Raw genomic sequence first — 21,822 nt, 5'->3', positions numbered from 1 at the left:
CTAGAAAGTGTATTTCTTTTCCCTTGATACGTAAGCTTGCTGATTTAATGGTGAGGTTAAGCGCTTCTAATCATGGGTGTTATGATTAAGATTGGTTTTAGCTTGGGCCGATTTAATAGAAAATTACAACTAGGAAAATAAATGAAATACGACAGCCAATATTATCTATTGTGTGAATCCGGTCATGCTGGGTTTTATATGCTAGGGCAGGAAAAAGGGTCTGATGATGGGCTTGCACATCTGATGGCTCTTCGCTCTCTCAAACGTGATGTTAAAGGTCGTGGAAAAGTAAAAGTTTATGAAGGCAACAAAGCCAAGTTTACCCCCTGTGATTACCATGAGATAGCCGAGCAGATGATCTCAGAGAAGTTCCGCCAGGTGCTGCTTCCTTTTAATCTGCCAGGGGTGGATTTTTATCCCACCGACGTCACCAATGGCGACAAGGTCTGGTCAGATTACTACATGATGCATATCTGGCAACATCACAAGGCTATCCATCAGGGACGCTCTGTGATTGATGGCACCTACGTCAAGGATGATTTCTTCCTTGAGGCATTGTCCTTGGATGAAATGGTGCTGGACAAGGTGCCTCTGGAAGAGCGATTGGTCTTCACATTAGAAGAAAAACCGCAGTTTCTTTTCCATGAATCCGTGGTCGAAGCCCTTGAGGCGGCGAACCTCTCCGGTCTTGGCTTTTTTCCAGTAAAGCAATGGGGGACTGGTGCGACGTTTAGTGACGAGGACTTCGGTGATTTGTAATATAAAAAGAGTACAGCCTTCTCCAGTGGCACTGAACATAAAAGATGTCAAACAGCCAGAAAGTGTATTTCTTTTCCCTTGATACGTAAGCTTGCTGATTTAATGGTGAGGTTAAGCGCTTCTAATCATGGGTGTTATGATTAAGGGTGAGATTCTGAACCTCAATGTTAACCAATATAACGAAAGGTCAGGTTGATCCGCGGCTGTTTTGGTTGGCGGGTTTTAGGTACGGTATGCTGCCAATATGACTGTGTTTCACCCGCCATCACCAGCAAAGCGCCATGGGTGAGCTGATATTCCAACTTGTCTTTTGAGTGTACATGCTTCAACACAAAACGACGCGTCTCTCCCAAACTAACGGAGGCAATAACGGGCATTTTACCCAATTCGGGTTCGTTATCCCGATGCCAGCCCATATAGTCAGCACCATTGCGGTACTTGTTTGCTAATACGGAATTGAACGATGTACCCAGTAAGCCTTCCAGCTTATCTCGGATCAATAATAAGCTAGGGGTCCACGGTTCGGGCTGCATGGTTAAGCCTGAATAAGTGTAAACCGCCTCACCACACCATGCTTGCAGCCTAGGCTGTAAGACGTTGCGGCCAAACATGTTGATTTGCTGTTGCTGCCAGTTAAGTTCTTGATCAAGTTGCTGATACAGACCATCTGCTTCTGAGGGAGAAAAGCAGTGAGGTTGCCAATACAACCTCCCCTGCTCGATCTCTAACCACTGCCCTGGCTTAGGGTCATTGCCTTTCATCGATAGGCAGCCAATCTTGATGTTCTGGGCCGATATAATCCGCACTAGGGCGTATGATCCGGTTATGTTCACGCTGTTCAAATACATGCGCTGCCCAGCCGGTGACTCGGCTCATCACAAAGATGGGGGTAAATAACTTAGTAGGAATACCCATAAAATGGTATGCCGAGGCATGAAAGAAGTCGGCGTTGCAAAACAGATTTTTCTCTCGCTTCATCACCGATTCAACCTGTACTGAAATGTCATACAAAATCGGATCATCTGCTTCTTTAGATAGCCGCTCGGCCCACTGCTTGATCAGCACATTACGGGGATCAGACTCACGGTAAATGGCATGGCCAAAACCCATGATCTTTTCTTTGTTGGCAAGCATCGACAATATACCCGTTTCGGCATCATCCGGGCTCTGCCATTGTGCAATCATGTCCATCGCGGCTTCATTGGCCCCGCCGTGTAACGGCCCTCTGAGCGTACCTATGGCAGCACACACGCACGAATGAATATCTGATAAGGTCGAGGCACAGACACGCGCGGCAAAGGTCGAGGCATTAAACTCATGCTCAGCGTAAAGGATCAACGAACAGTCCATCACTTGTTTATGGAGATCTGACGGTGTGTCGCCAGTCAGCATCTGCAAGAAATAACCACCAAGGCTGCTTTGATCACAATAGGTCTCTATCTTTACGCCGTGATGGCTATAACGGTACCAGTAGCAAATAATGGCGGGTAACAATGCCAAAAGCCGATCCGCTTTATCACCCTCATTGGCAAAGTCATGCTCTTGCTCTAGATTGCCGAGCATAGAGCAGCCCGTGCGCATAACATCCATCGGATGGGCATCGGCGGGTATTTGCTCTAACACCACTTTTAATGCCAATGGTAAACCACGGTAAGAGATTAACTTGGTTTTGTAGCCATCAAGCTCAACCTGCGTCGGTAACTTGCCTTTTAGCAACAAATAAGCGACTTCTTCAAAGCCTGCATGATGGGCTAAATCTGCTATGTCGTAACCGCGATAGGTCAATCCGGTGCCGCTTTTACCGACGGTACACAGTGCCGTTGTTCCCGCACTTTGTCCGCGTAATCCTTCCCCACCCAGTGGCTTCAATGTGTCTGGCATCCTACCTCCCTGTCTATGCTCAAGCTTATTAACTATCAACTCAAGCGTAGGACATAAGCGGTTATAAAACCAAATCTACCCACACCAACCGGTGATCAGATCCGGCCTGAGACCGCTCTCTTCCCCGCGCATCAGTGATCAATCCGCGTAGTGGATCAGTCTTATCCGGCCAGAACACCCCAGTTTGGCGCACCTCAATATTTGATGATGGCAACACGTAATCCAGCCGTAAACCTGAAAGATGGGTCCACTCACTAGGGCGCCCGCGACGGACTTGCCAAGGCCGTAGAAAACGTCCACCCCGGCTTTTCGGTGTCAGTCTGCCAGCTGCGGTGGCGCGATGTACTCGTGGATGAAGCAGCAAATCGCGAATACCCTCTTTCATACCATCACCATCAGCCATATCGGCGTTCAAATCCCCCAGCACTACAAACTGACTGTGTGGCGCCAGCCCTCCGAGCTGACCGTTGTCATCCAGCAATTGATGATTGTCATCAAGGATTGCTTTGACCAATGCTAACTCATCATGATTTCTGCGGGCATTGCGCTTTTCTTCCCCGTCAAAAACCGGCGGTGTCGGATGACAACAGATAAGATTAAGGGTTTGCCCTGCGACCTCGATCGGTAATACCAGATGATTTTTCGATGACAGCCGTAGCACCTCTACCGCAGCTTCACTATAGTACCCGGCTGGCATTAAATTATGAGGTAAGTCTCGCCACAGCAGGGTTTGCCAACTCCGGGCATCCTGTGTCTTGATCGGAAAGCGGGATAACACCACAAAACCAAAGTGGCCATGGTGCTCACCAAAACCTTGGGCATCATTGGGTAAGGTAACGATGCCATCGCCATCAAGATCATGACCAATGGCCAGGCCTGTATTCGATGGAGGACAATAGTGGTATGGGTAAGCTATCGGGGGGTGACCATGCTGAGAGCGCTCAAGGTAATCCTGACAAAATCGTTCAAGTCCCCCATCATCGCCCCCTTCACCGGGATGGTCGAACTCACAGAGCATCAATATATCAGGCTGGACATGTTGGATGATGGCGGCGATGTTACTGAAGCGAGGGGATTCAGACGAGGTTAACTGTGCCCGTATATCACCCGCGTTGGGCGAAGACATTGAGACATTAAACACCGCTACCCGCAATGACGCAGATGGCGGCGCTGAAGTAAAGAAGGGCTGGGTTTGCACAAGATATCATCCGTATAACTGTCTTTCGTGTCAGTATACCCAAGCTATCTCAATGTAATAAGCAATTAACGTGACTAACCCATCAGTTGGGTGATTGCCATACGAATGGTTCGAGCATCGGATTCTGCCCGGTGCTTAACCGGGCCCAACTCGGCTAGCGTTTGTTGAAAGTGCGCTCGCTCAATGCCATTTTCTTGTTTCAACCACATACCGACTTCCGTTAACGTAAATGAAGGTCGCATATGGGCAGCATGATATAACCGTCCCAACCAGAAAAGATCCCACTGACTATCACAAAATACCTGCTCATATTTTCCCAATACTTCATTCAGGTGCTGGCAAACTTCCACCACAGGCACACCATCACACTGCAATTTATGTCGCGATATTTGATGTATTTCTTGCTCTGCGTATTCATCCCAATGCTGCCAAACATCACTGGCTGTTAGTGGATTGATATAAAGGCTGTTTCCGGTGCCGTCGGGTAATGAATAACCGACTTCAATAGGATAGGACTGTTCTGAAAGGCCTGATGCTTCAAAATCTAATGTTGCCCACATTGCACTCTCCCTGATGCGATTGTTGAGAACTTACTAATCAATACCACGACATCCTGTCTTTACATTGAATAGCAAGCAGCGAAAGCAAAATCCACCACGCCTATAAAGGTATTAGCAGATGCGAATGACGTACACAATAAATGTAGCTGGAAACATGACATTGATGGAATAAATCGCGAAAAAAGCTCAGGATTGATACAGCGACACTATCTAGGATAAAGACCTAACCAAACCTACTGCTGATAAGCAAAAGATAGAAACACCAAGCTTTTCAATATGATTCAAACTTTGTCTTACTCTATATACAGGCTTGGGTATAACACTGTTTTGAATTACACTCTGTCGATTCATCTCAGCAATGTAATATCGATATTATGACACCTATTCTTGGTTTTGCCGGCTTCAGTGGTGCAGGAAAAACAACCCTGCTTGAACAACTTATTCCACAACTCAAACAGCACGGTTTACGGATAGGATTAATCAAACATAGCCACCATCACATTGACCCAGACAAGCCCGGCAAAGACAGCTATCGCCTTCGACATGCTGGCTGCGACCAAACGTTACTAGCGACCAAAGAACGCCACATGCTGTATTTTGAATACCCACAGCATGATCGCGATGAGCCCGAGTTACAACAATGCCTGTCGCAACTTGATCACGCACATCTTGATTTAGTGTTGGTTGAAGGTTTTCGGGATGAGGCTTTTCCGAAGATTGAAATTCATCGGCCAAGTTATGGTAAACCGCTGCTTTATACGCAGGATAGCGATATTATTGCTTTTGCCAGTGATGAACCGGCCCCGGCCGATTGTCCACTAATGTGGCTGGATTTAAATAAACCTGACACTGTCGCCAGGTTTATTTTGGTATGGCTTAACGCTGCTTAGCTTGTGCTTTAACGGCTTTTTTAACCTTTTTCATTGCCATCTGTCGCTTTAACGGCGACAGGTAATCAATGAACAAATTACCTTGTAGGTGGTCGATCTCGTGCTGCAGCACAATGGCCAAAAACTCATCGTTTTCAATCGTCAATGGCTCACCAGTGCGATCAAGCGCTGTCACCACAACAGAGGTATAACGCTCAACATCAGCGTAATATTCTGGGACAGATAAGCACCCCTCCTGACCTAACGCTTTACCCTCACCGCTCACCACGACAGGGTTGATCAGTACCATTGGTTCATCGCGCTCTTCCGAGATATCTATCACCACAATGGCTTCTTTACGTCCAACCTGTATTGATGCCAAACCAACACCATTGCTGGTTGAGTACATCGTCTCAAGCATGTCATCAATCAGAGGTTGAACCGATTCTATATCCGCAACAGGCTCAGCCTTCACATTCAGTCTCGGATCGGGTGTTGTAAGAATTTCTAAAACAGGCATATGTTCGTGCTCATAGTGATATCTTCATCATGGTTGTTAACGCGCAGTTAAACACGCCAACAGCGAATAGGGTGTACATTATCATTTTTTTGGAATTTCGCCAGTTGAAGCAAGATTATTATCGCCGCTCCCTACGTCAATACACACAAGACTTATCCCGCACAGAATATTAACCCAATGGCATATTGTTTGAAATTTTAGCCTTTTGCGTAAAATACATGCTTTGCATGCGCAACAATTTAGCATAGTATGCGCCACCAAAATTTTTTCCGGTGAACCCACTTGGTTACGACGCCATCTACTGCTTTATATACTGACCTTTCTGGTTATTACGACTTAATGTGTGCCGATATTGCTTATCAGGCACAGAGTGATTATGTTCGCAGGCTCCACCAGCTTTTCGGCAATGGGGGGGAAACACACCTCGACCTTGCTTGTGGTACGGGCCCCCATGTTAGGTTTTTTATTGACAGCGGCTATCAAAGTAGTGGCTTAGATATCAACCAACCCATGCTGGATATCGCTGCTTTACGCTGTCCTGAAGCACAGTTCGCACTGCAAGATATGTGTCAATTCAGCGTTGATGAACCAGTGGATCTGATCACCTGCTTTCTTTACTCCATTCACTACAGTGACGGAATAGAAAAACTCAAAGGGTGTATTGCCAGTGCCCACGCAGCACTTAATACAGGTGGCATGTTTTGTTTCAATTCCGTAGAAAAAAACAAAATCGATAACACCTCGTTTGTCAGGCATTCCACCGAGCATGAAGATAGCCTATTTACCTTTCAATCAGGTTGGAATTACTGCGGCCAAGGCGAAAAACAATCACTGCAACTTCGTATTGAGAAAACCACAGAGCAGCTCACTCAGTCATGGCAGGATGAACATCCGATGGTAGCAGTGAGCTTTGAAGAATTAAAACAGCTATTAGCCCCTTATTTTGAAGTGCATGTGTTCGAGCATGACTATGACAGAATCGTGCCGTTGAATGCAGAAGCTGGCAATGCCATTTTTGTTTGCGTGAAAATCTAGCCGATACCTCGTTAACAACAAGTTAGCGAATGTAGCGGTATCATTCGGCAGCGAATTTACTGTCGAATGATACCTGCATATGGCATATGGGGTTATGCACTATAAGCAATGTCATTCATTGCGTTTAATAACGTAGTCCGGCGCTCATAGTTAACATGGAAGTTATTAATAAACAGAAGCACACCGGATCCTGTCTTAGGATTTATCGACACCGTAGAAAGTACACCAGGCCCGCCACCGTCATGTCCCCACCGATCAGCATCTTTTGAACCCATCTTATTAAACCAACCCAATCCTAACGCAGTCCTACTCACATGGTCGCTTCGTTGTTGTGTAAATATCGCCTTGACCGTTTCTGGCGTTAGTAAGGAATAACCATTAACCTGCCCTTGATTAAGATAGGCCAGAAAAAAAGGCAGGATTGATTGTAAACTTGTTCCTAATAACCCCATTGGATACACCGGGGAAAAATAGTCACAATGAGCAAAATCTAAATAGTTTCGACCTTCTGGTGAGGCAACAACGGCTTTCGACGTATACTCTTTTTTAATCATGGCCTCGGTATAAGCACGCATAACCGGTGCTCGCTGACTGCGCTCTGCTTCATAGTGTGTCATCCATTCAAAAGGCTTAGCCTTCGACCATGACGTTTGTAGCATCCCGCAGGGACGAAATATATTGTCTTCGCAATACGCTTCAAAACTGCCACCTACAATTCGTTGAACAATATAGGCGGCTAAAACGGCATTTAAGTTTGAATATCCCGATGATACACCGAGTGGGTCAGGGGTAATATTGGTGAAATCGCCCGCTTCATACTCGTCAAATATCTGCTCTTCGTTATAATCTTTACTGGCTGATGACATATAGCGTAATACCCAACCTCCAAGATTTTCACTGCTGGTTTCACAAAATGAATCCGCCATGGGCCCAGGTGCTGACATTAATTTTCGCGAAGATAACGATGATGAATGCGTGAGCAAATGGTAGGTCGTTATTTTTGTGTCGGGATAATGCGGTGATCGTAGCTGAAAACCAATATAGTCACTGACATCTTTTTGTAAATCGAGCTCCCCTTTCTCTACAAGCTGCATGACAGCCGTCCACACAACCAGTTTAGAAATAGAACCGATGGTCTGCCAAGCACTATTTTCTGTCATACGATGGCGCGATGCCATGTCCTGATATCCATAGTTCTTTGACCAATAGACCTGATTGTTTTTTAAAATAGCCGCACTGATACTAGCTGCGGGTAACGCTTGAATCGAGTCATTAAGCCGTTCATCAAGCTTTACCAGAGGATCCTTAAGTAAATCGTAGCCTAATTTCCCGATAATACTGGCTCCCCCAATGGCAGCCCCTGCTTTGATTATATTTCTTCTGGAAATGTCGCTCATTGAATATCCTTATTCCGGACAATAATACCCACGTTTATTCTAACGCCGTACCACATATAAATTTTCCATACATGACGTTATGTATGGCAAATATGGTTCAGGCAAACTAACAAACAAAAATTGCTAACACTATACCAATCTGGTTAATTTAGGCGTCATCGCGCATAAATCCGAGACCCATGTGCCAAAACTGATGAATGTGCGATAACACATCAGGTAAAGACTGTTCTGAAAAAGCAATGGCGACAATACAATGGATATGTATAAAAATAGCGTTAATGTTAGAAAAAGTGGTGCCACATGAATATGTGGCACAGCGCAAACTTAAATGTAAATACAGAACTAATTACTTATATTTTTTGTTGGCATCTTACAAATATCGGTATTCCATGGGCCGATTTCCCTAATCATTCTGCCATCTTCAAATACATACTTCACCCCCAGATTATGCATCCGTATTAAATCAAAAAAATCGTTTTGCTCAAGCCCACATAACAGATTGTAAGTGTTCGTTTTGAAGCTATTCCCTATAAAGACTAAATCATCATCAAGAGCCTGATAAATTTCAATATACGCCTCATGTTCAACAAAACTTAGCGTGATCGTCGAAGTACCTGCCTTTGATTTCTGAGGGAAGGTACTATTTAAATCATCAATCACGGCTTGCTCTAACTGTTTTGGTACATACGTATAGTTTTCACCGATAGTACTTTGACATCCAACCACTGACAGCAGGTTGAGTACAGCCACAATAGTTTTCACTTTCATTACGCATCCTACGCTTTAGGTAATTTATCGCTCAGCGGAATATGGGTCGTCGGCCAGAAGATATGCCCGCAGCTCAACTTTATTCGGGTGACCATCCAACCACTGGCGAATTTCTTTCAATTTTGAATAGTTTCCTTCACCAAACTTGTCTGTATACAATGAGGTAAAGTTACCTTTTGCCGTGTCGATACGAATATTCTTCTGCCATTGAACAGACAATACCGCATTTAATGATCCGGCAAGACCATCTTGCTTAATCAGATCCCACTCGCCTTTATCTAACCAAACGCCACCAACAAGTGCGCTGTAATCTAAACGATGCGGGCGCTTTGAGGTTATACGGAATTTCCGCATGATTTTGCCTGACTGCGGGCAAAGTAAGGCCTTTTCAGTATCAACAGCCTCACAGAGAATATTTTCATCGACGTGATAGTCGGGGTTATTCTCTTTCCATACCACATAGTCTTCGATTAAAATCCAATTTCCACCACACTCTGTGCAAGTATGTGCGCGAAATAAACCATCCATGATACGTGGTGCTAAATAACCAACCTTACAACTTGTACACTTCATTATTCATATATCCTTATTTGATCGCGTCATTTTACGGCAAAACGACAGCCTACGATTTACAACTATTCAAGATTGCTTCAAGCATTAATATTTCCTAAAAATAATTGAGTTGAAATGTGCCATTACTCACTCAAAATGATGGCATGGTAGAGCGTTAAACCGAACATTCATTAACGAATTTCGCGGCTTTTTCGCTTCGCTAAATACGCATTTTTGAGCATAAACAACTCACATGCGGCCCGTGTTGCCGTGGTGGGTTGCTCCCATGCACCACACAGATCCCTTGTATTATCAGGCGTTCGTGTAAACTGGCGACATTGCCCGCATTTATTTATGTCTCCATTCATATTTCATCACTCCTTGTTTATTCAATGCAAACACACAGACAAAGAAAAACCCACCGTTCGTCTTTATACTTGCGTACTAAGATGAACGATGGGTTTCGATATTTCAAGATCTGACCACTAACCCTATTTCGTAGTTAACGTACTTGCTTTCCTTGCACCCACACTTTCGCAATATTGTCAGTTTGAGATAACGAAATGATCTTCTCAAGAATATCATGCGGAGAGTCCATCTCAGGCCAAATTCGTAAGTTGCCACGCTCACTGTCAGGTGCAACAACAATGGCATCAAAATGGTATTCAGGAGCAAACACCCCCACTTTTTCTCCCAATACCTGACCGCCACCGTTTGTCGCCATCCAGAATGACTCAAGATAACTGATACGGGAGCCACTCACTCCACGCTGATCCGCTGGTAAGTGGCAGTCAACACCATCTTCACGAACCCGTGAGTGTGTCACTGCATCAAAACATGCCCGGAAAATTGACGGCGACGGTGCTCCTGCAATGTCACTACCCAATCCGATTTTTACATTTTGATTAAGTAATTCGCGTGTCTGCATAGCGGCATTGGCAAAATACATATTCGACAATGGGCAGTGCGCGATACCCGCACCAAACTCATTCAGCATCATTACATCGTCATCGTTAATAAAAATGGAATGCGCCAATACTGATTTATTGTTTAGCAGACCTGCATCCGCGTAAATTTCAATATCAGTTTTACCATAGCGTTCAAGACTATATTCTCTTGCCCAATCACTTTCTGAACAATGCGTTTGCATGTGCAAATCATACTTTTGCACCAACGAACCAAGCCCTTTTAACATCAAATCTGTACAACTTGGCACAAAGCGAGGTGTAATAACTGGCTTAACCAAACCCCTTTCATTGCCGGCCATCGACCGTACATTGGTGATAAATAATTCCGTATCTAGCAATGCCTGCTCTACACTGCTTTCACGATAAAATTCAGGGCACTGCTCATGGTTATCCATGTTCACTTTACCCACAAAAGCACGCTGCCCCTGAGCTAAACAGCTGCTCGCCAGTATTTCTGTTGATTCTCGGTAAATCGACGCGAAATAGACCGCGCTCGTGGTACCGTTCGCGAGTAAAGTACGGCTGACATCCTGATATATCTGCGAGGCAAAATTGTTATTGACATAGCGATTTTCAAGCGGAAAAGTGTAATTCAATAGCCAATCAAACAGTGGCAAATCAAGCCCTTTACCTGCCTGTGGCCACTGTGGTGCGTGGCAATGCAAATCAACTAGCCCCGGCATCAGGTACTGCCCCTTAGGGAGTATTTCCAGCTTATTGCCAGCGCGTAACGCCTCAATCATCACGGGATACTGTGGCTCATCAACGGTCAGAGTGATGGTGATATCCCCGTTTTGACCAATCACAATTAAAAAATCTGAAAGGTAGTCAAATTCACCTTTTATTGGGCAGTGAAATGTATCTGCGACTAAGGCAAAACGAACCTGCTGTAAATCAATCATGTTATGCCTTCTGTTGTTGTTCTTTCACGATGGTGATTTCATTTTCAGGTAACACAAAGTTCAAAATCACTGCCGCTAAAGCACCAATAGCAATACCTGAATTCACTAAATAGCCGGCAAGTTCTGGCAGCGCATAAACCAATTCACGCGGCATAAGCACGGCACCTAAAGACAACATAATAGGCAAGCCAACAACTAGCATATTGCGTTCATTTAATTGAATGTGCTGAATAACCCGGAAGCCATTCATTGCAATCACGACACAAATGACGGAGAAAATACCAGAGATCACGGCATGCGGAACCGAAGCGATCAGGCTCGTCAGTTTTGGCACTAAGCCCAAAATAAGCAAAATGACACCACCAGCAATAATGGCACGACGTGATGAAACACCCGTTACAGCGATAATCCCTGCATTGGTGGAATAACCGGTTACCGGACTCCCCCCCAGCAAAGCACAGACAAAATTTCCTGTTGCTTCACCGGTTGCGCCACGGTTCAAACGCTCATCGGTCAACTCGACGTCTGTTACCGCACTGATAGCACACCAGGTACCTGTCGTCTCAACTAAGACAATCATGGCAATAAACAGCATGGTAAGAATAGCTAATGGCTCAAATTTCAGTTCACCAAATGGCAGTAACGATGGCAGCTGTATCCAAGAAGACGTCGCCACGGTTGAAAAGTCAGCCATACCAAAGCCCGCCGCGACCAGTGTACCAATAACAATCGCACCAATAACAGAAGCTAATCGTAACCAATGCAGTGATTTAATGAAGCAACCAAGCAGAATAAATGCCGACAGTGACACCATACTCGACAATGCAATCACAATGTTTTCAGTCGGGGCCGGGCCGGAATAGATACCATTAAAGGCAACAGGCAACAAAGATATACCCACCACAATAATCACGGTACCGCCGACAATAGGTGGCACAAAGCGTCGAACTAATTGACTAAATAGATTTACGGGCTTACCCAATAAGGCAACAAAAATAGCCACAGGGATCATCGCACCATAAACCGCCCCCATACCCATGGTTTTACCAATGGCTGCAATCGCACCAATTGGAATATAAGATGGCCCCTGCATCACTGGCATTTTCAGCAATAGCCCAGACTGAATAATGGTCGCGACACCTGCAACAATAAACGTCATTTGGATCAGTGAGGCCGTATCAGCAACAGATAGAGAAAGCAGGCCAGCAAGAATGATAGGAACAATATACAGATCCATTGCAAGCACATGTTGTGCACCTAGTGAGAATGATTTAGCGAGTGAAATCTTCTCGTCGATATTTGTCAGGTTAGGATTTTTCATGATTCGTCGGCAAAAATAGACAGCGTTAAGTGACAACCGGATAGCGATTCCCTATCCGCGTATTCCCTGTTGCAGCACTGCGCTAACAACAGGACTTTTCAGTTCACCCTTCTAATATGCATAACAACACATTAACCATGTAAGAGCTGAAAAGTCCGCGAATCATACATCAAAAAAAACACAAAGCAATCGTTTGCGCAGCAATAAAAACAATTAGCAATCGTTTACTCTGTAGAGACAAACTGAAAGGTCGCACGTGGGTCCAAATGAATATAATCAGCCAGTACTCCCTGCACCGTACAAAAAACGTACTCGCCATCCATCAGCTTTGGGCTCATACCCGCGAGTAATTGCGTCAATTCCTTTATTCCACTCATTACTACCATCCTTTATATTGAAAATATGCTTAAAACATCATAAAAATCATCTACACTGAACCTAATTTTTAGCTCTATTTTTGGTTCACACATGGCGATTACGACACTTGACACCCACACTGCATTAATTGTGATTGATCTGCAAAAAGGGATTATAGCCCTTGATACGTGTCACCCAGTACAGCCCGTTATCCATAATGCCTGCAAACTGATTGAAGCCTTTCGACACGCCCAATTACCCGTTGTACTGGTCAATGTGGCGGGTGCCCCGTCAGGCCGAACTGAACAAATCGTATCGAATGTGCAACGCCCTAATGATTGGAGTGATTTATCTGACGATATCACCCCTGAATCAAGCGACCATTTAATTACAAAAACAACCTGGGGAGCCTTTACCAATACCGATTTAGACCAATACTTAACCACCAACAATATCACGCAGGTTGTGATTGTCGGTATTGCCACTAGCATTGGTGTTGAATCAACCGCACGCCAAGCTTGGGAGTGCGGTTACAACATTACATTACCGACAGATGCAATGACTGACTTAAACTTAGCTGCACATAATAATAGTTTGAATAATATATTCCCTCGACTATCAGAAACAGGGATCACTCAAGATGTATTATCACTGATACAAAAGGCAAAAAATGCTTACCAAGAATAGGCAACCGTGCCGATAATATACCCTTTTGGTACAAAACCAAAATAGCGACTATCTAAACTATTGTCACGGTTATCGCCCATAACAAAATACTGGCCAGCAGGTACTTTCCATACACCTGTTGGGTTTTCATTTTGTTGGTAATAACGATGCATCTGATCTCTTCTATTCTTATTATTTAATATGTTATATTTATTTTTATCTATTGATTCTTCATATACTACTGAATATTTATCATAAGGCTTAATTTCAACTTTTTCTATTATAGGATCTGAACACAAATCTGTTTTACCTTCACAAGATGGTATGACTACGAGTTTCTTGTTCTTATAAACAATTGTGTCACCGGGTAATCCTATGATTCTTTGGACAAAATCAATCTGTGGATTTTTAGGATATTGAAAAGCAATGATTTCACCGCGTTCAGGCTCTACTTTAGATTCTGATTTTCCAAATTGTACTCCAGCAAATCGATAGTTTCCAAAGCCTCGCTTATCAATAACAATATATTCCCCTTCATTTAGCGACGGTGCCATGGCACTTGATGGAATGGAATAATAATCAATAATAAATACCCGACTAACAAATATAATCGATAATATTGAAAAGTTAGCTAATAGCGGCATCCACCATCTAGCATACCAAAGCCTATTTTCGCTGGATTTATATCGGCGTGCAGCTATGTATGCATGGACAGGACAGAGAATAAAAAGAACCCAATAATAATTAACATCAATAATCATTATTGCGATCATCAAAACTGAGTATACCCCAAAATACCTTGCTTTATTAACATAAAGAAATACAAATTGCTGAGTAATTATCCCTAGAATGATTGCCAACCATCCTTTCGGCTTCCAATAAGTCTCCACTATCACTCCTTTCATGATTAGATATAGTATGATTTCATATCATAATAATAATGATGTGTTTCTACTAATAACAGAAAATACTGACATATTATGAATAGAGAGTGGGATGATGCGAATGGATAATGCGCAAGAAATGTCAGAATTGTTGACCCTTTAGGTACAAACGTTTTGAGGTAGCGTAGCGATAAAAAATGCACTCCCGAAAGAGTGCATCCTATTTTTATTCGTGCAGCGGAACCGTTACAAAGCCCAGCCACCCGCGTAAAACAAGACAAGCACGATAGCGATAACAACCGTACCTACATTCAAGCGCTTCCATTCACCGGAGACAACACGACCAATCACCAGAGAACCAAAACCCAGCATGATACCGGTTACGATGTTGCCTGTTAATACGATAAACACAGCACACATCAGGCCAGAAAGGGCATCAACGGTATCATTCATATCAAGCTTACTGACATTACTTAGCATCAATAAGCCCACATACATCAGCGCTGGAGCTGTTGCATAAGCCGGTACAAGATAACTCACTGGCGCCAAAAATAGCATTAACAGGAATAGACTACCGACGACGGTTGCAGTCAAACCCGTTTTGCCGCCCGCAGCTGTGCCCGCAGCCGATTCAATGTACACGGCTGCAGGTGCACCACCCACAAAACCCGCGAAAATGCTACTGACTGAATCAGATGTCAGTGCCTTGCCGCCATCAATGATCTGACCGTCTTTATCAAGTAAGTTTGCTTGACCAGACACCGCACGAATGGTGCCGGTTGCATCGAATATCGCGGTCATGACCAATGCTAATACACTCGGTAACACAACAGGACTCAACGCGCCCATGATATCCATGCTACCCAGTAGTGATTTCCCTTCACCGCCAAATGAAGGCATAGCAAACAGACCTTTATACGTTACGTTAGGATCAAAGATTAAACCAAAAATTGAAATACCCACGATAACCAACAAGATCCCGCCAGGGACGCGGCGCTTCTCTAAACCGAAGATCACGGCCAAGCCAATCACCGACATTAACACGGGCAGTGAAGTAAATTCACCGAGCATGACAGGCAAACCAGCATGCGGGTTTTTTACCACCAAACCAACCCCGTTCGCCGCAATTAGCAGCAAAAACAGCCCAATACCAATCCCGGTACCGTGAGCAATACCCGACGGTAAGTTAGTTAAAATCCACTGACGGACACCCGTAACGGTAATCGCGGTGAAGATAACCCCCATCAGGCATACGGCTCCCAGAGCAACGGGAATACTGATCCCCTGCCCCAACACCAAGCTAAATGCGGTAAAAGCGGTCAGCGAAATGGCACAACCAATTGCCATCGGAAGATTGGCCCATAACCCCATGAGCAATGATCCAAAAGCGGCGACCAAACAGGTGGCAATAAAGACCGAACCTTGATCAAAACCAGCCGATCCTAACATGCTTGGCACCACGATCACCGAATACACCATCGCAAGAAAGGTTGTTAATCCGGCCACCAGCTCTTGGCGAACACTGCTGCCACGTTGGGTGATCTTAAAAAAACCGTCCAAACCACTGGTACGTGGCCCATCCGTTACTACACCTGCAGATTCATGTTGAGCCGAACTATTTTCAGACACGATATTATCCTTTGTTAAAACCGACATGCAGATTGTCACTGCATCCCCTAGACAGTGTTTAGCGCCCTCTTTCTCCGCCAAGATAGCAATCGATTGCTATTTCAGTGGCAAAACAAGGCATTTTAATGCTTTCTCTACTGATTACGCTGTGTAAGTGAATCAATCGAATAATTCGCGGCGATTATACGCCTTACAGATGGTCTGTCTTTAAAAAGTTAAACATTAGCTGTTGATAAAATAAACAAGCGCCAGATCGCATAATATTAAACCGTTACTGTTCATCTTGTTAAATACCCAGTAAGTTAAAACTTCAAAATAATGAAGATTAAAGTATCTAATGAAAGAGCTCTATATCAGTAAAGAAGGTACGGCCATCATCAACATCGCTAGGTACCTGATGACAACCTCGGTCTATGATCGGTTACAAACCATTGATTCGCTCTCTGAAGAGTTGGGGGTTTCCGTCGGCTTTATTCAAAAGGCATTGATCACGATTGAGAGTCAGCACGCTGTCACACTATTAAAACAGGGTCGCAATGGCACTTTTATCTCCCAGCTTGACTATCAAAAACTGGTGAAACTCGCAGGATTCAGCCATGTGGTCTGCGCCATGCCCTTGCCTTATACCAAACACTATGAAGGCATTGCCAGTGGCTTAAAATCTCAGCTTAGTCACTTACCACTGTACTTCGCCCATATGCGCGGCGCCGATGTCCGGGCCGAGTGCCTCAAAGCCGGCACCTATGACATCGCGATTATGTCAAAACTGGCAGCACAAACACTCAGCAATGGATTTTCAACCGCGATTGACCTGGGCCGGCACTCTTATTCACACGCCCACCGCTTGATATACCGCAATGGCGACTATGACAACATCAAAAAAGTGGGGGTCGATCCCGATTCACCGGACCAAAAAATACTGACCCAAAAAGCATTTGCCAACAATGCAATCCAAATTATTGAAATCAACTACGCAGACAGCTTAGCCCATCTGGCATCTGGCCATATCGATGCCGTGGTATGGCTCCCTGAAGCCATCGACATGGATAAATTCGGCCTGAGTGAGCGCCCGCTAGATCACCTTAAAGAGTGCCAGCTGGCATCAGAAGCGGTCATGCTGGTTAGCAGCCACTCTGCACATGTGAGTGCTATGCTGAGAAAACTGCTAGACATCCCAGCCTTGCTAAATCATCAGCAAGCCGTGATTAACGGTACGATTACACCCAGTTATTAAGTGACACCATTACGGAGAGTATCATGAAGGATCGTCTACGCTTACTCCAACAAGCGAATGTGATTAGCGAGGCATCGGCCTCTGCCTGTTTACGCGCTCATGCCCTACTGCAAACTCAGTTAGGCGCAGCTATTGACAGCGAACAGTACCAGATGGCCCTTACCCATCTGGCTCGTGCCTTTGATCGGATCCGCGCCAATGAGCCGATTGAACAAGGACTGGATCCGGAATTACTCAGCGAGATCACAGCCGATCCCGCCTTTGAGGCCATCGCTACTCTCAATCAAAACGTACTCACCACACTCGCATTAGAGGCTGTGCCCGACAGTGAAAACTCCTATTTTTTAAGCAATTTACTCTCACTCCATTATGCTATGGCGGAGAAGGTATAATGCACATTAATCCAGAGGGTTACACCTATTGCCATGAGCACCTGCATATTGATTTGTCGGAGCAAAAGCACGATCTCGATTGCAAGCTGGATCAGTACACCCTGCTTCGTGATGAGTTAATACAACTGCGCGATCGCGGGGTGATGAATATCGTCGAAGTAACTAATCATTTTATGGGAAGAAATCCTCAATTTATTGAAAATTTAATCTCCGATACCGACATGAATATTTTGCTATCGACCGGCTATTACATTGAAGGCTTCTTTCCCGACGCACTCTACCAGCAATCAGCACAAACCATCTGCAATGACATGGTACGAGAAATTGAGCACGGCATTGCTGGCAGCACGCTGAAAGCCTCACTGATCGGTGAGATCGGCAGCAGTGAAGGCCACTTTTCCGAAACTGAGCAAAAAGTCTTTCAAGCCGCCGCCATGGCGCACTATGCCACCGGACGGCCAATCTCTACCCATTTGTCCATGAGTACCATGGGCCGTGAGCAAATCCTGTTACTCAAACGCTATGCGGTTGATCTTACCTGCGTCACCGTTGGGCATTGCGATCTACGGGATAACCTCGATGACATTCTCTGGCTTATCGATCAAGGCTGCTTGGTTCAGTTCGATACCATAGGCAAAAACAGCTATTACCCAGACAGCCAGCGTATTGAGATGCTCAAAGCACTGGCGCAACGCGGGCTGCTTAGCCGCGTCATGCTTTCCATGGATATTACCCGCCGTTCGCACCTTAAGCACAATGGCGGCCTCGGATTCAGTTATCTGATTGATCACTTTGTCCCTTTATTACGTGAAAACGGTATTCGTGATCAAGAGATTGAACAGATGTTACGCCTTACCCCCTACGCACTATTCCAATAAAATAAGTCCAATAAAACAAGGTTGTTGATATGAAAAAGATAGGCATTGCCGGATTACAACGTGAACAAATAAAAGCACAGATCGAACAGGCTGTTCCCGGTCAGTTTGACTGCTATATCCTCAATGACATGGAAGCGGCCATGAAAGTCAAATCTGGCCAGCTCGACTATTACATCGGCTGCTGCAATACCGGTGCGGGTGCAGCCCTGTCGATGGCTATCGCGATCATCGGTTTCGCCCAAAGCTGCACCATCGCCAAGCCTGCTATTCAAGCCAAGCAAGCTGAAATTGATACGTTTATAACAGAAGGAAAAGTCGCCTTTGGCCTTTCCGTCGAACATGTCGAACACGCTATTCCGATGCTCATTACATCGCTAGCCAGACAGTAAGGATACCGTCATGGACTTTTTACAACTCGGTTTAATCAGTATGCTTTGTGCACTGACGGCACTGGTCGCCAATATGAGTGCATCTGTATTTCACGATGGAATACGCCCTATTCTTCCACAACTGGTTGAAGGGCATATGACCCGCCGCGATGCCGGCTCTGTCGCGTTTGGTCTCTCTATCGGTTTCGTCGCCTCGGTGGGCATCTCTTTTACCTTGTCAACCGGGCTTCTTAACCCTTGGCTACTCTTTCTTCCTACCGATATTCTTGGCGTGATGATCGGCAGCCGTGTTCTGGCTGCGTTAGCAGGGGGGCTATGGGGAATATTAGTCGTAACCTCTCTGTCAGGGGTTAACGCCGTATTAACGGGCCTACCTGTTGATGCGCTGGGTGCGCTTGGCGAGCTGGGAACCCCAGTCATGACGGCCTTTGCCCTATTTCCACTATTGGCTATTTTCTATCAATTTGGCTGGCGCGCAGGGGCCGTTGCCGGCGCGGTTGTACTGCTTGCCCGCCTGCTCACTATCAAATTCACTGGTATCTACCCTGAATCCATTCAGATTTTTGTCGGTATGGTGATGCTGGTTGGTATCGCGATTCGTAACGATATCCAAGACAAAAAGAACGGCATTGAACCGCTGGATATGTCTGGCATGCACAGCCTGTTTGAAGAACGCACCAAGCGGATCATGAAAAATCTGCCGCTGTTGGCGGCAACCGGTGCATTGATCGCCGTGGTCGCCAATGCAGGATTTTTTGCGGGATCGGAAGTGTCGATTTACTCTCTGGCTGACGCCTACAAAATCACTGATCCAACAGAACAAGATGCGGCAATCCGTCAGGTTGCTCTGTCTGAGTTCATGCGCGGATTAGGTTTTGTACCATTGATTGCCACCACAGCACTGGCGACGGGTGTCTACGGCATTGTCGGGATGACCTTTGTCTTTGTAGTCGGTTATCTATCACCCAATATCCCTGTTGCAGCAGTACTTGGTGCGCTGACAATCTGCTTGGAAATCATGTTGCTACGCCGTATTGGCCGCTTCCTTGAACAATTTCCATCCATCCGTAATGCCTCAGACAACATTCGTAACTCAATGAACACCCTGATGGAATACGCTTTACTCATTGGTGGGGTCTTAGCCGTGATGAAGATGGGAGCAACAACCGGATTAACCGTCTTCACTATCTTGTTCTTCCTAAACGAAGTGATGGGACGCCCTATTCTGAAAATTGCGGCCCCTGCGGTTGCCGCCATTCTCACTGGTGTTGTACTCAATATTCTCCACGTACTCGGCTTGTTCGCCCTGTAACCATTAAGCCAATAAAGCGGCACCTCCTGATATTAAAAAATAGTCAGGCTGGTTTCGTGCGCCTTGAAAACGGTGGCAATGCATGTGAATAGCCGCATGCCACCGTGTATTCACCATACTCTGTTGAGTAATAATGTTGAGTAATAACTATGTTTATTGATGCCTTACAGAAACAGAATCCCGCACTGCGAGATTGTGCCGTTAGCCTCCTCCGGCAAGGTACAATCCTGCCCGATACTTATGTGATTGATGTTGACCAATTTCGCGCTAATGCCCGGATGATCAAAGCCACTGCCGATAAATACCAAATCAAACTCTATGCCATGACCAAGCAGTTTGGTCGTAACCCATTACTGGCTCGCATGTTAGTCGATGAGATTGGTTATGAGGGAATTGTGTGTGTTGATTTCAAAGAGGCTCTCCATTTTCAACAATTTGGGATCACCATCAGTCATATCGGTCATCTGGTCCAACCCCCTGCCCATTTCATCAATAACATCGTGACCACCATCAAGCCTGAAGTGGTGACAATATACTCGCGAGAGAAGGCACAAGCGCTATCGCAAGCCGCATCCCAAGCAGGTTACACCCAAGCCATTTTACTGAAGTTTTACGCACCATCCGATCCGCTCTACCCTAACCAAGAGGCCGGATTCCCACTTGAAGCACTGGCGGACACTCTGGCATTCATCAGCCAACTGCCCAATATTTCTATTGCTGGGATCACCCACTTCCCTTGCTTTCTCTATCAGCCACAAAGTCATTCAACCCAACCGACTCCCAATCTGCATACCGCAATCGCAGCCGCTGAACAGGCTGAATTATTAGGCTACCCGATGGTACAGATCAATCTGCCATCATCCACCAGCTGTGAGACCCTGCCGTTAATCCATCACATGGGCGGAACTCATGGCGAACCCGGCCATGCGCTAACGGGGACCACACCCGCCAATCAGGATGGCAGCCAGCCCGAAAAGATTGCCATGCTATATATCACCGAGATCTCCCATCACTTCAATGATCGGAGTTACTGTTTTGGTGGTGGGCACTACAGCCGTAGCCAGTTACAGACCGCTCTGGTCTATGACACAAAAGGACATAGCGATCATCATCCTGGCATTGATAACAGTGCTTATCAGCGACTAACGCTGAGCCCATCAATGGAGAACAATATCGATTACTACTTCCAGCTTAATGGTCTCTGCCCAGTGGGTTCACCCGTGGTAATGGCATTTCGTACTCAGCTGTTTGTCACTCGCAGCGATGTAGCACTGGTCGAAGGAATAGCCAGTAACACGCCTCGTTTACTCGGAATATTTGATACCCAAGGCAAAGAAATAAAAAGGTGACC

At 45.4% G+C, this 21,822-nt stretch carries 23 protein-coding genes and 1 pseudogene; 10 read left to right on the top strand and 14 right to left on the bottom strand.

Going from position 1 to position 21,822, the window contains the following annotated elements:
- The first annotated feature begins 141 nt into the window (after positions 1–141).
- Positions 142–759, top strand: coding sequence for an imm11 family protein (locus L4D12_RS15800; protein ID WP_428448803.1), 618 nt, complete (start codon positions 142–144; stop codon positions 757–759).
- 167 nt (positions 760–926) lie between these two features.
- Here the strand turns inward: L4D12_RS15800 and L4D12_RS15795 are convergent, their stop codons facing one another.
- From L4D12_RS15795 to L4D12_RS15780, 4 genes are all read right to left on the bottom strand, one after another.
- Positions 927–1,520, bottom strand: coding sequence for an alpha-ketoglutarate-dependent dioxygenase AlkB family protein (locus tag L4D12_RS15795; RefSeq protein WP_428448802.1), 594 nt, complete (start codon positions 1,518–1,520; stop codon positions 927–929).
- Positions 1,507–2,640 carry a bifunctional 2-methylcitrate synthase/citrate synthase gene (prpC, locus tag L4D12_RS15790; RefSeq protein ID WP_428448801.1) on the bottom strand — a complete coding sequence of 378 codons (1,134 nt, stop codon included), beginning with the start codon at positions 2,638–2,640 and terminating at the stop codon, positions 1,507–1,509. Before prpC ends, L4D12_RS15795 begins: the two co-directional genes overlap by 14 nt.
- 61 nt (positions 2,641–2,701) lie before the next feature.
- Entirely contained in the window at positions 2,702–3,766 is a 1,065-nt protein-coding gene (locus L4D12_RS15785) for an endonuclease/exonuclease/phosphatase family protein (protein ID WP_428448826.1), read from the bottom strand.
- 146 nt (positions 3,767–3,912) lie between these two features.
- Entirely contained in the window at positions 3,913–4,398 is a 486-nt protein-coding gene (locus tag L4D12_RS15780; protein WP_428448800.1) for a hypothetical protein, read from the bottom strand.
- A 374-nt stretch (positions 4,399–4,772) separates the two neighbouring features.
- On the opposite strand from L4D12_RS15780, the gene mobB reads away from it, so the two are divergent.
- Positions 4,773–5,288 (top strand): molybdopterin-guanine dinucleotide biosynthesis protein B, encoded by a 516-nt coding sequence (mobB, locus tag L4D12_RS15775; RefSeq protein ID WP_428448799.1) that lies wholly within the window; start codon positions 4,773–4,775, stop codon positions 5,286–5,288.
- Here the strand turns inward: mobB and def are convergent.
- Positions 5,275–5,787 carry a peptide deformylase gene (gene def, locus L4D12_RS15770; protein WP_428448798.1) on the bottom strand — a complete coding sequence of 171 codons (513 nt, stop codon included), beginning with the start codon at positions 5,785–5,787 and terminating at the stop codon, positions 5,275–5,277. The genes mobB and def overlap by 14 nt on opposite strands.
- Before the next feature lie 339 nt (positions 5,788–6,126).
- Here def and L4D12_RS15765 point away from each other — a divergent pair, with 339 nt between their 5' ends.
- On the top strand, positions 6,127–6,822 hold the full coding sequence (locus L4D12_RS15765) for a class I SAM-dependent DNA methyltransferase (RefSeq protein WP_428448825.1): 696 nt from the start codon (positions 6,127–6,129) through the stop codon (positions 6,820–6,822).
- A gap of 92 nt (positions 6,823–6,914) precedes the next feature.
- Here the strand turns inward: L4D12_RS15765 and L4D12_RS15760 are convergent, their stop codons facing one another.
- From L4D12_RS15760 to L4D12_RS15730, 7 genes and pseudogenes are all read right to left on the bottom strand, one after another.
- Positions 6,915–8,219 (bottom strand): serine hydrolase domain-containing protein, encoded by a 1,305-nt coding sequence (locus tag L4D12_RS15760; RefSeq protein WP_428448797.1) that lies wholly within the window; start codon positions 8,217–8,219, stop codon positions 6,915–6,917.
- Positions 8,220–8,561: 342 nt separating this feature from the next.
- Positions 8,562–8,987, bottom strand: a complete 426-nt coding sequence (locus L4D12_RS15755; RefSeq protein ID WP_428448796.1) for a hypothetical protein — start codon at positions 8,985–8,987, stop codon at positions 8,562–8,564.
- Between the two features lie 24 nt (positions 8,988–9,011).
- Entirely contained in the window at positions 9,012–9,560 is a 549-nt protein-coding gene (locus L4D12_RS15750; protein ID WP_428448795.1) for a zf-TFIIB domain-containing protein, read from the bottom strand.
- 170 nt (positions 9,561–9,730) lie between these two features.
- Entirely contained in the window at positions 9,731–9,907 is a 177-nt protein-coding gene (locus L4D12_RS15745) for a hypothetical protein (RefSeq protein ID WP_428448794.1), read from the bottom strand.
- 134 nt (positions 9,908–10,041) lie between these two features.
- Entirely contained in the window at positions 10,042–11,409 is a 1,368-nt protein-coding gene (locus tag L4D12_RS15740) for an amidohydrolase family protein (protein ID WP_428448793.1), read from the bottom strand.
- 1 nt (position 11,410) lies between these two features.
- A complete protein-coding gene (locus L4D12_RS15735; protein WP_428448792.1) occupies positions 11,411–12,730 on the bottom strand; it encodes a solute carrier family 23 protein in 1,320 nt (439 codons plus the stop codon).
- Positions 12,731–12,972: 242 nt separating this feature from the next.
- Positions 12,973–13,107: pseudogene (locus L4D12_RS15730) on the bottom strand (ACT domain-containing protein); the annotation flags it as partial.
- A 91-nt stretch (positions 13,108–13,198) separates the two neighbouring features.
- On the opposite strand from L4D12_RS15730, the gene L4D12_RS15725 reads away from it, so the two are divergent.
- Positions 13,199–13,774: a cysteine hydrolase family protein gene (locus L4D12_RS15725; protein WP_428448791.1), complete on the top strand. Its 576-nt coding sequence runs from the start codon at positions 13,199–13,201 to the stop codon at positions 13,772–13,774.
- On the opposite strand, the gene lepB is transcribed toward L4D12_RS15725, so the two are convergent.
- Both lepB and L4D12_RS15715 read right to left on the bottom strand, forming a co-directional pair.
- Entirely contained in the window at positions 13,762–14,643 is an 882-nt protein-coding gene (gene lepB, locus L4D12_RS15720) for a signal peptidase I (protein WP_428448790.1), read from the bottom strand. The two genes, L4D12_RS15725 and lepB, sit on opposite strands and share 13 nt — an antisense overlap.
- 240 nt (positions 14,644–14,883) lie before the next feature.
- The gene (locus L4D12_RS15715) at positions 14,884–16,266 is read right to left on the bottom strand and encodes an NCS2 family permease (protein WP_428448789.1); all 1,383 of its coding nucleotides are present in this window, start codon (positions 16,264–16,266) and stop codon (positions 14,884–14,886) included.
- A 337-nt stretch (positions 16,267–16,603) separates the two neighbouring features.
- Between L4D12_RS15715 and yhfZ the strand changes: the two genes are divergently transcribed.
- The 6 genes from yhfZ (at position 16,604) to L4D12_RS15685 (ending at position 21,820) form a co-directional block, all read left to right on the top strand.
- Positions 16,604–17,500, top strand: coding sequence for a GntR family transcriptional regulator YhfZ (gene yhfZ, locus L4D12_RS15710; RefSeq protein WP_428448788.1), 897 nt, complete (start codon positions 16,604–16,606; stop codon positions 17,498–17,500).
- A 23-nt stretch (positions 17,501–17,523) separates the two neighbouring features.
- Positions 17,524–17,892 carry a hypothetical protein gene (locus L4D12_RS15705; RefSeq protein ID WP_428448787.1) on the top strand — a complete coding sequence of 123 codons (369 nt, stop codon included), beginning with the start codon at positions 17,524–17,526 and terminating at the stop codon, positions 17,890–17,892.
- Entirely contained in the window at positions 17,892–18,770 is an 879-nt protein-coding gene (locus L4D12_RS15700) for a phosphotriesterase family protein (protein WP_428448786.1), read from the top strand. The genes L4D12_RS15705 and L4D12_RS15700 overlap by 1 nt, the downstream gene beginning before the upstream one ends.
- Before the next feature lie 29 nt (positions 18,771–18,799).
- Complete coding sequence (locus tag L4D12_RS15695; protein ID WP_428448785.1) at positions 18,800–19,159, top strand: DUF2620 domain-containing protein; 360 nt, start codon at positions 18,800–18,802, stop codon at positions 19,157–19,159.
- A 10-nt stretch (positions 19,160–19,169) separates the two neighbouring features.
- Entirely contained in the window at positions 19,170–20,471 is a 1,302-nt protein-coding gene (locus tag L4D12_RS15690) for a YhfT family protein (RefSeq protein WP_428448784.1), read from the top strand.
- Positions 20,472–20,620: 149 nt separating this feature from the next.
- Positions 20,621–21,820: a YhfX family PLP-dependent enzyme gene (locus tag L4D12_RS15685; protein WP_428448783.1), complete on the top strand. Its 1,200-nt coding sequence runs from the start codon at positions 20,621–20,623 to the stop codon at positions 21,818–21,820.
- The last annotated feature ends 2 nt before the right edge of the window (positions 21,821–21,822 follow it).

The organism is Photobacterium nomapromontoriensis (genome assembly GCF_050336815.1).
Classification (GTDB): Bacteria; Pseudomonadota; Gammaproteobacteria; order Enterobacterales; family Vibrionaceae; genus Photobacterium; species Photobacterium nomapromontoriensis.
Note: the sequence above shows the minus strand (reverse complement) of the source record. Positions and strands in the feature narration are given on the sequence as shown.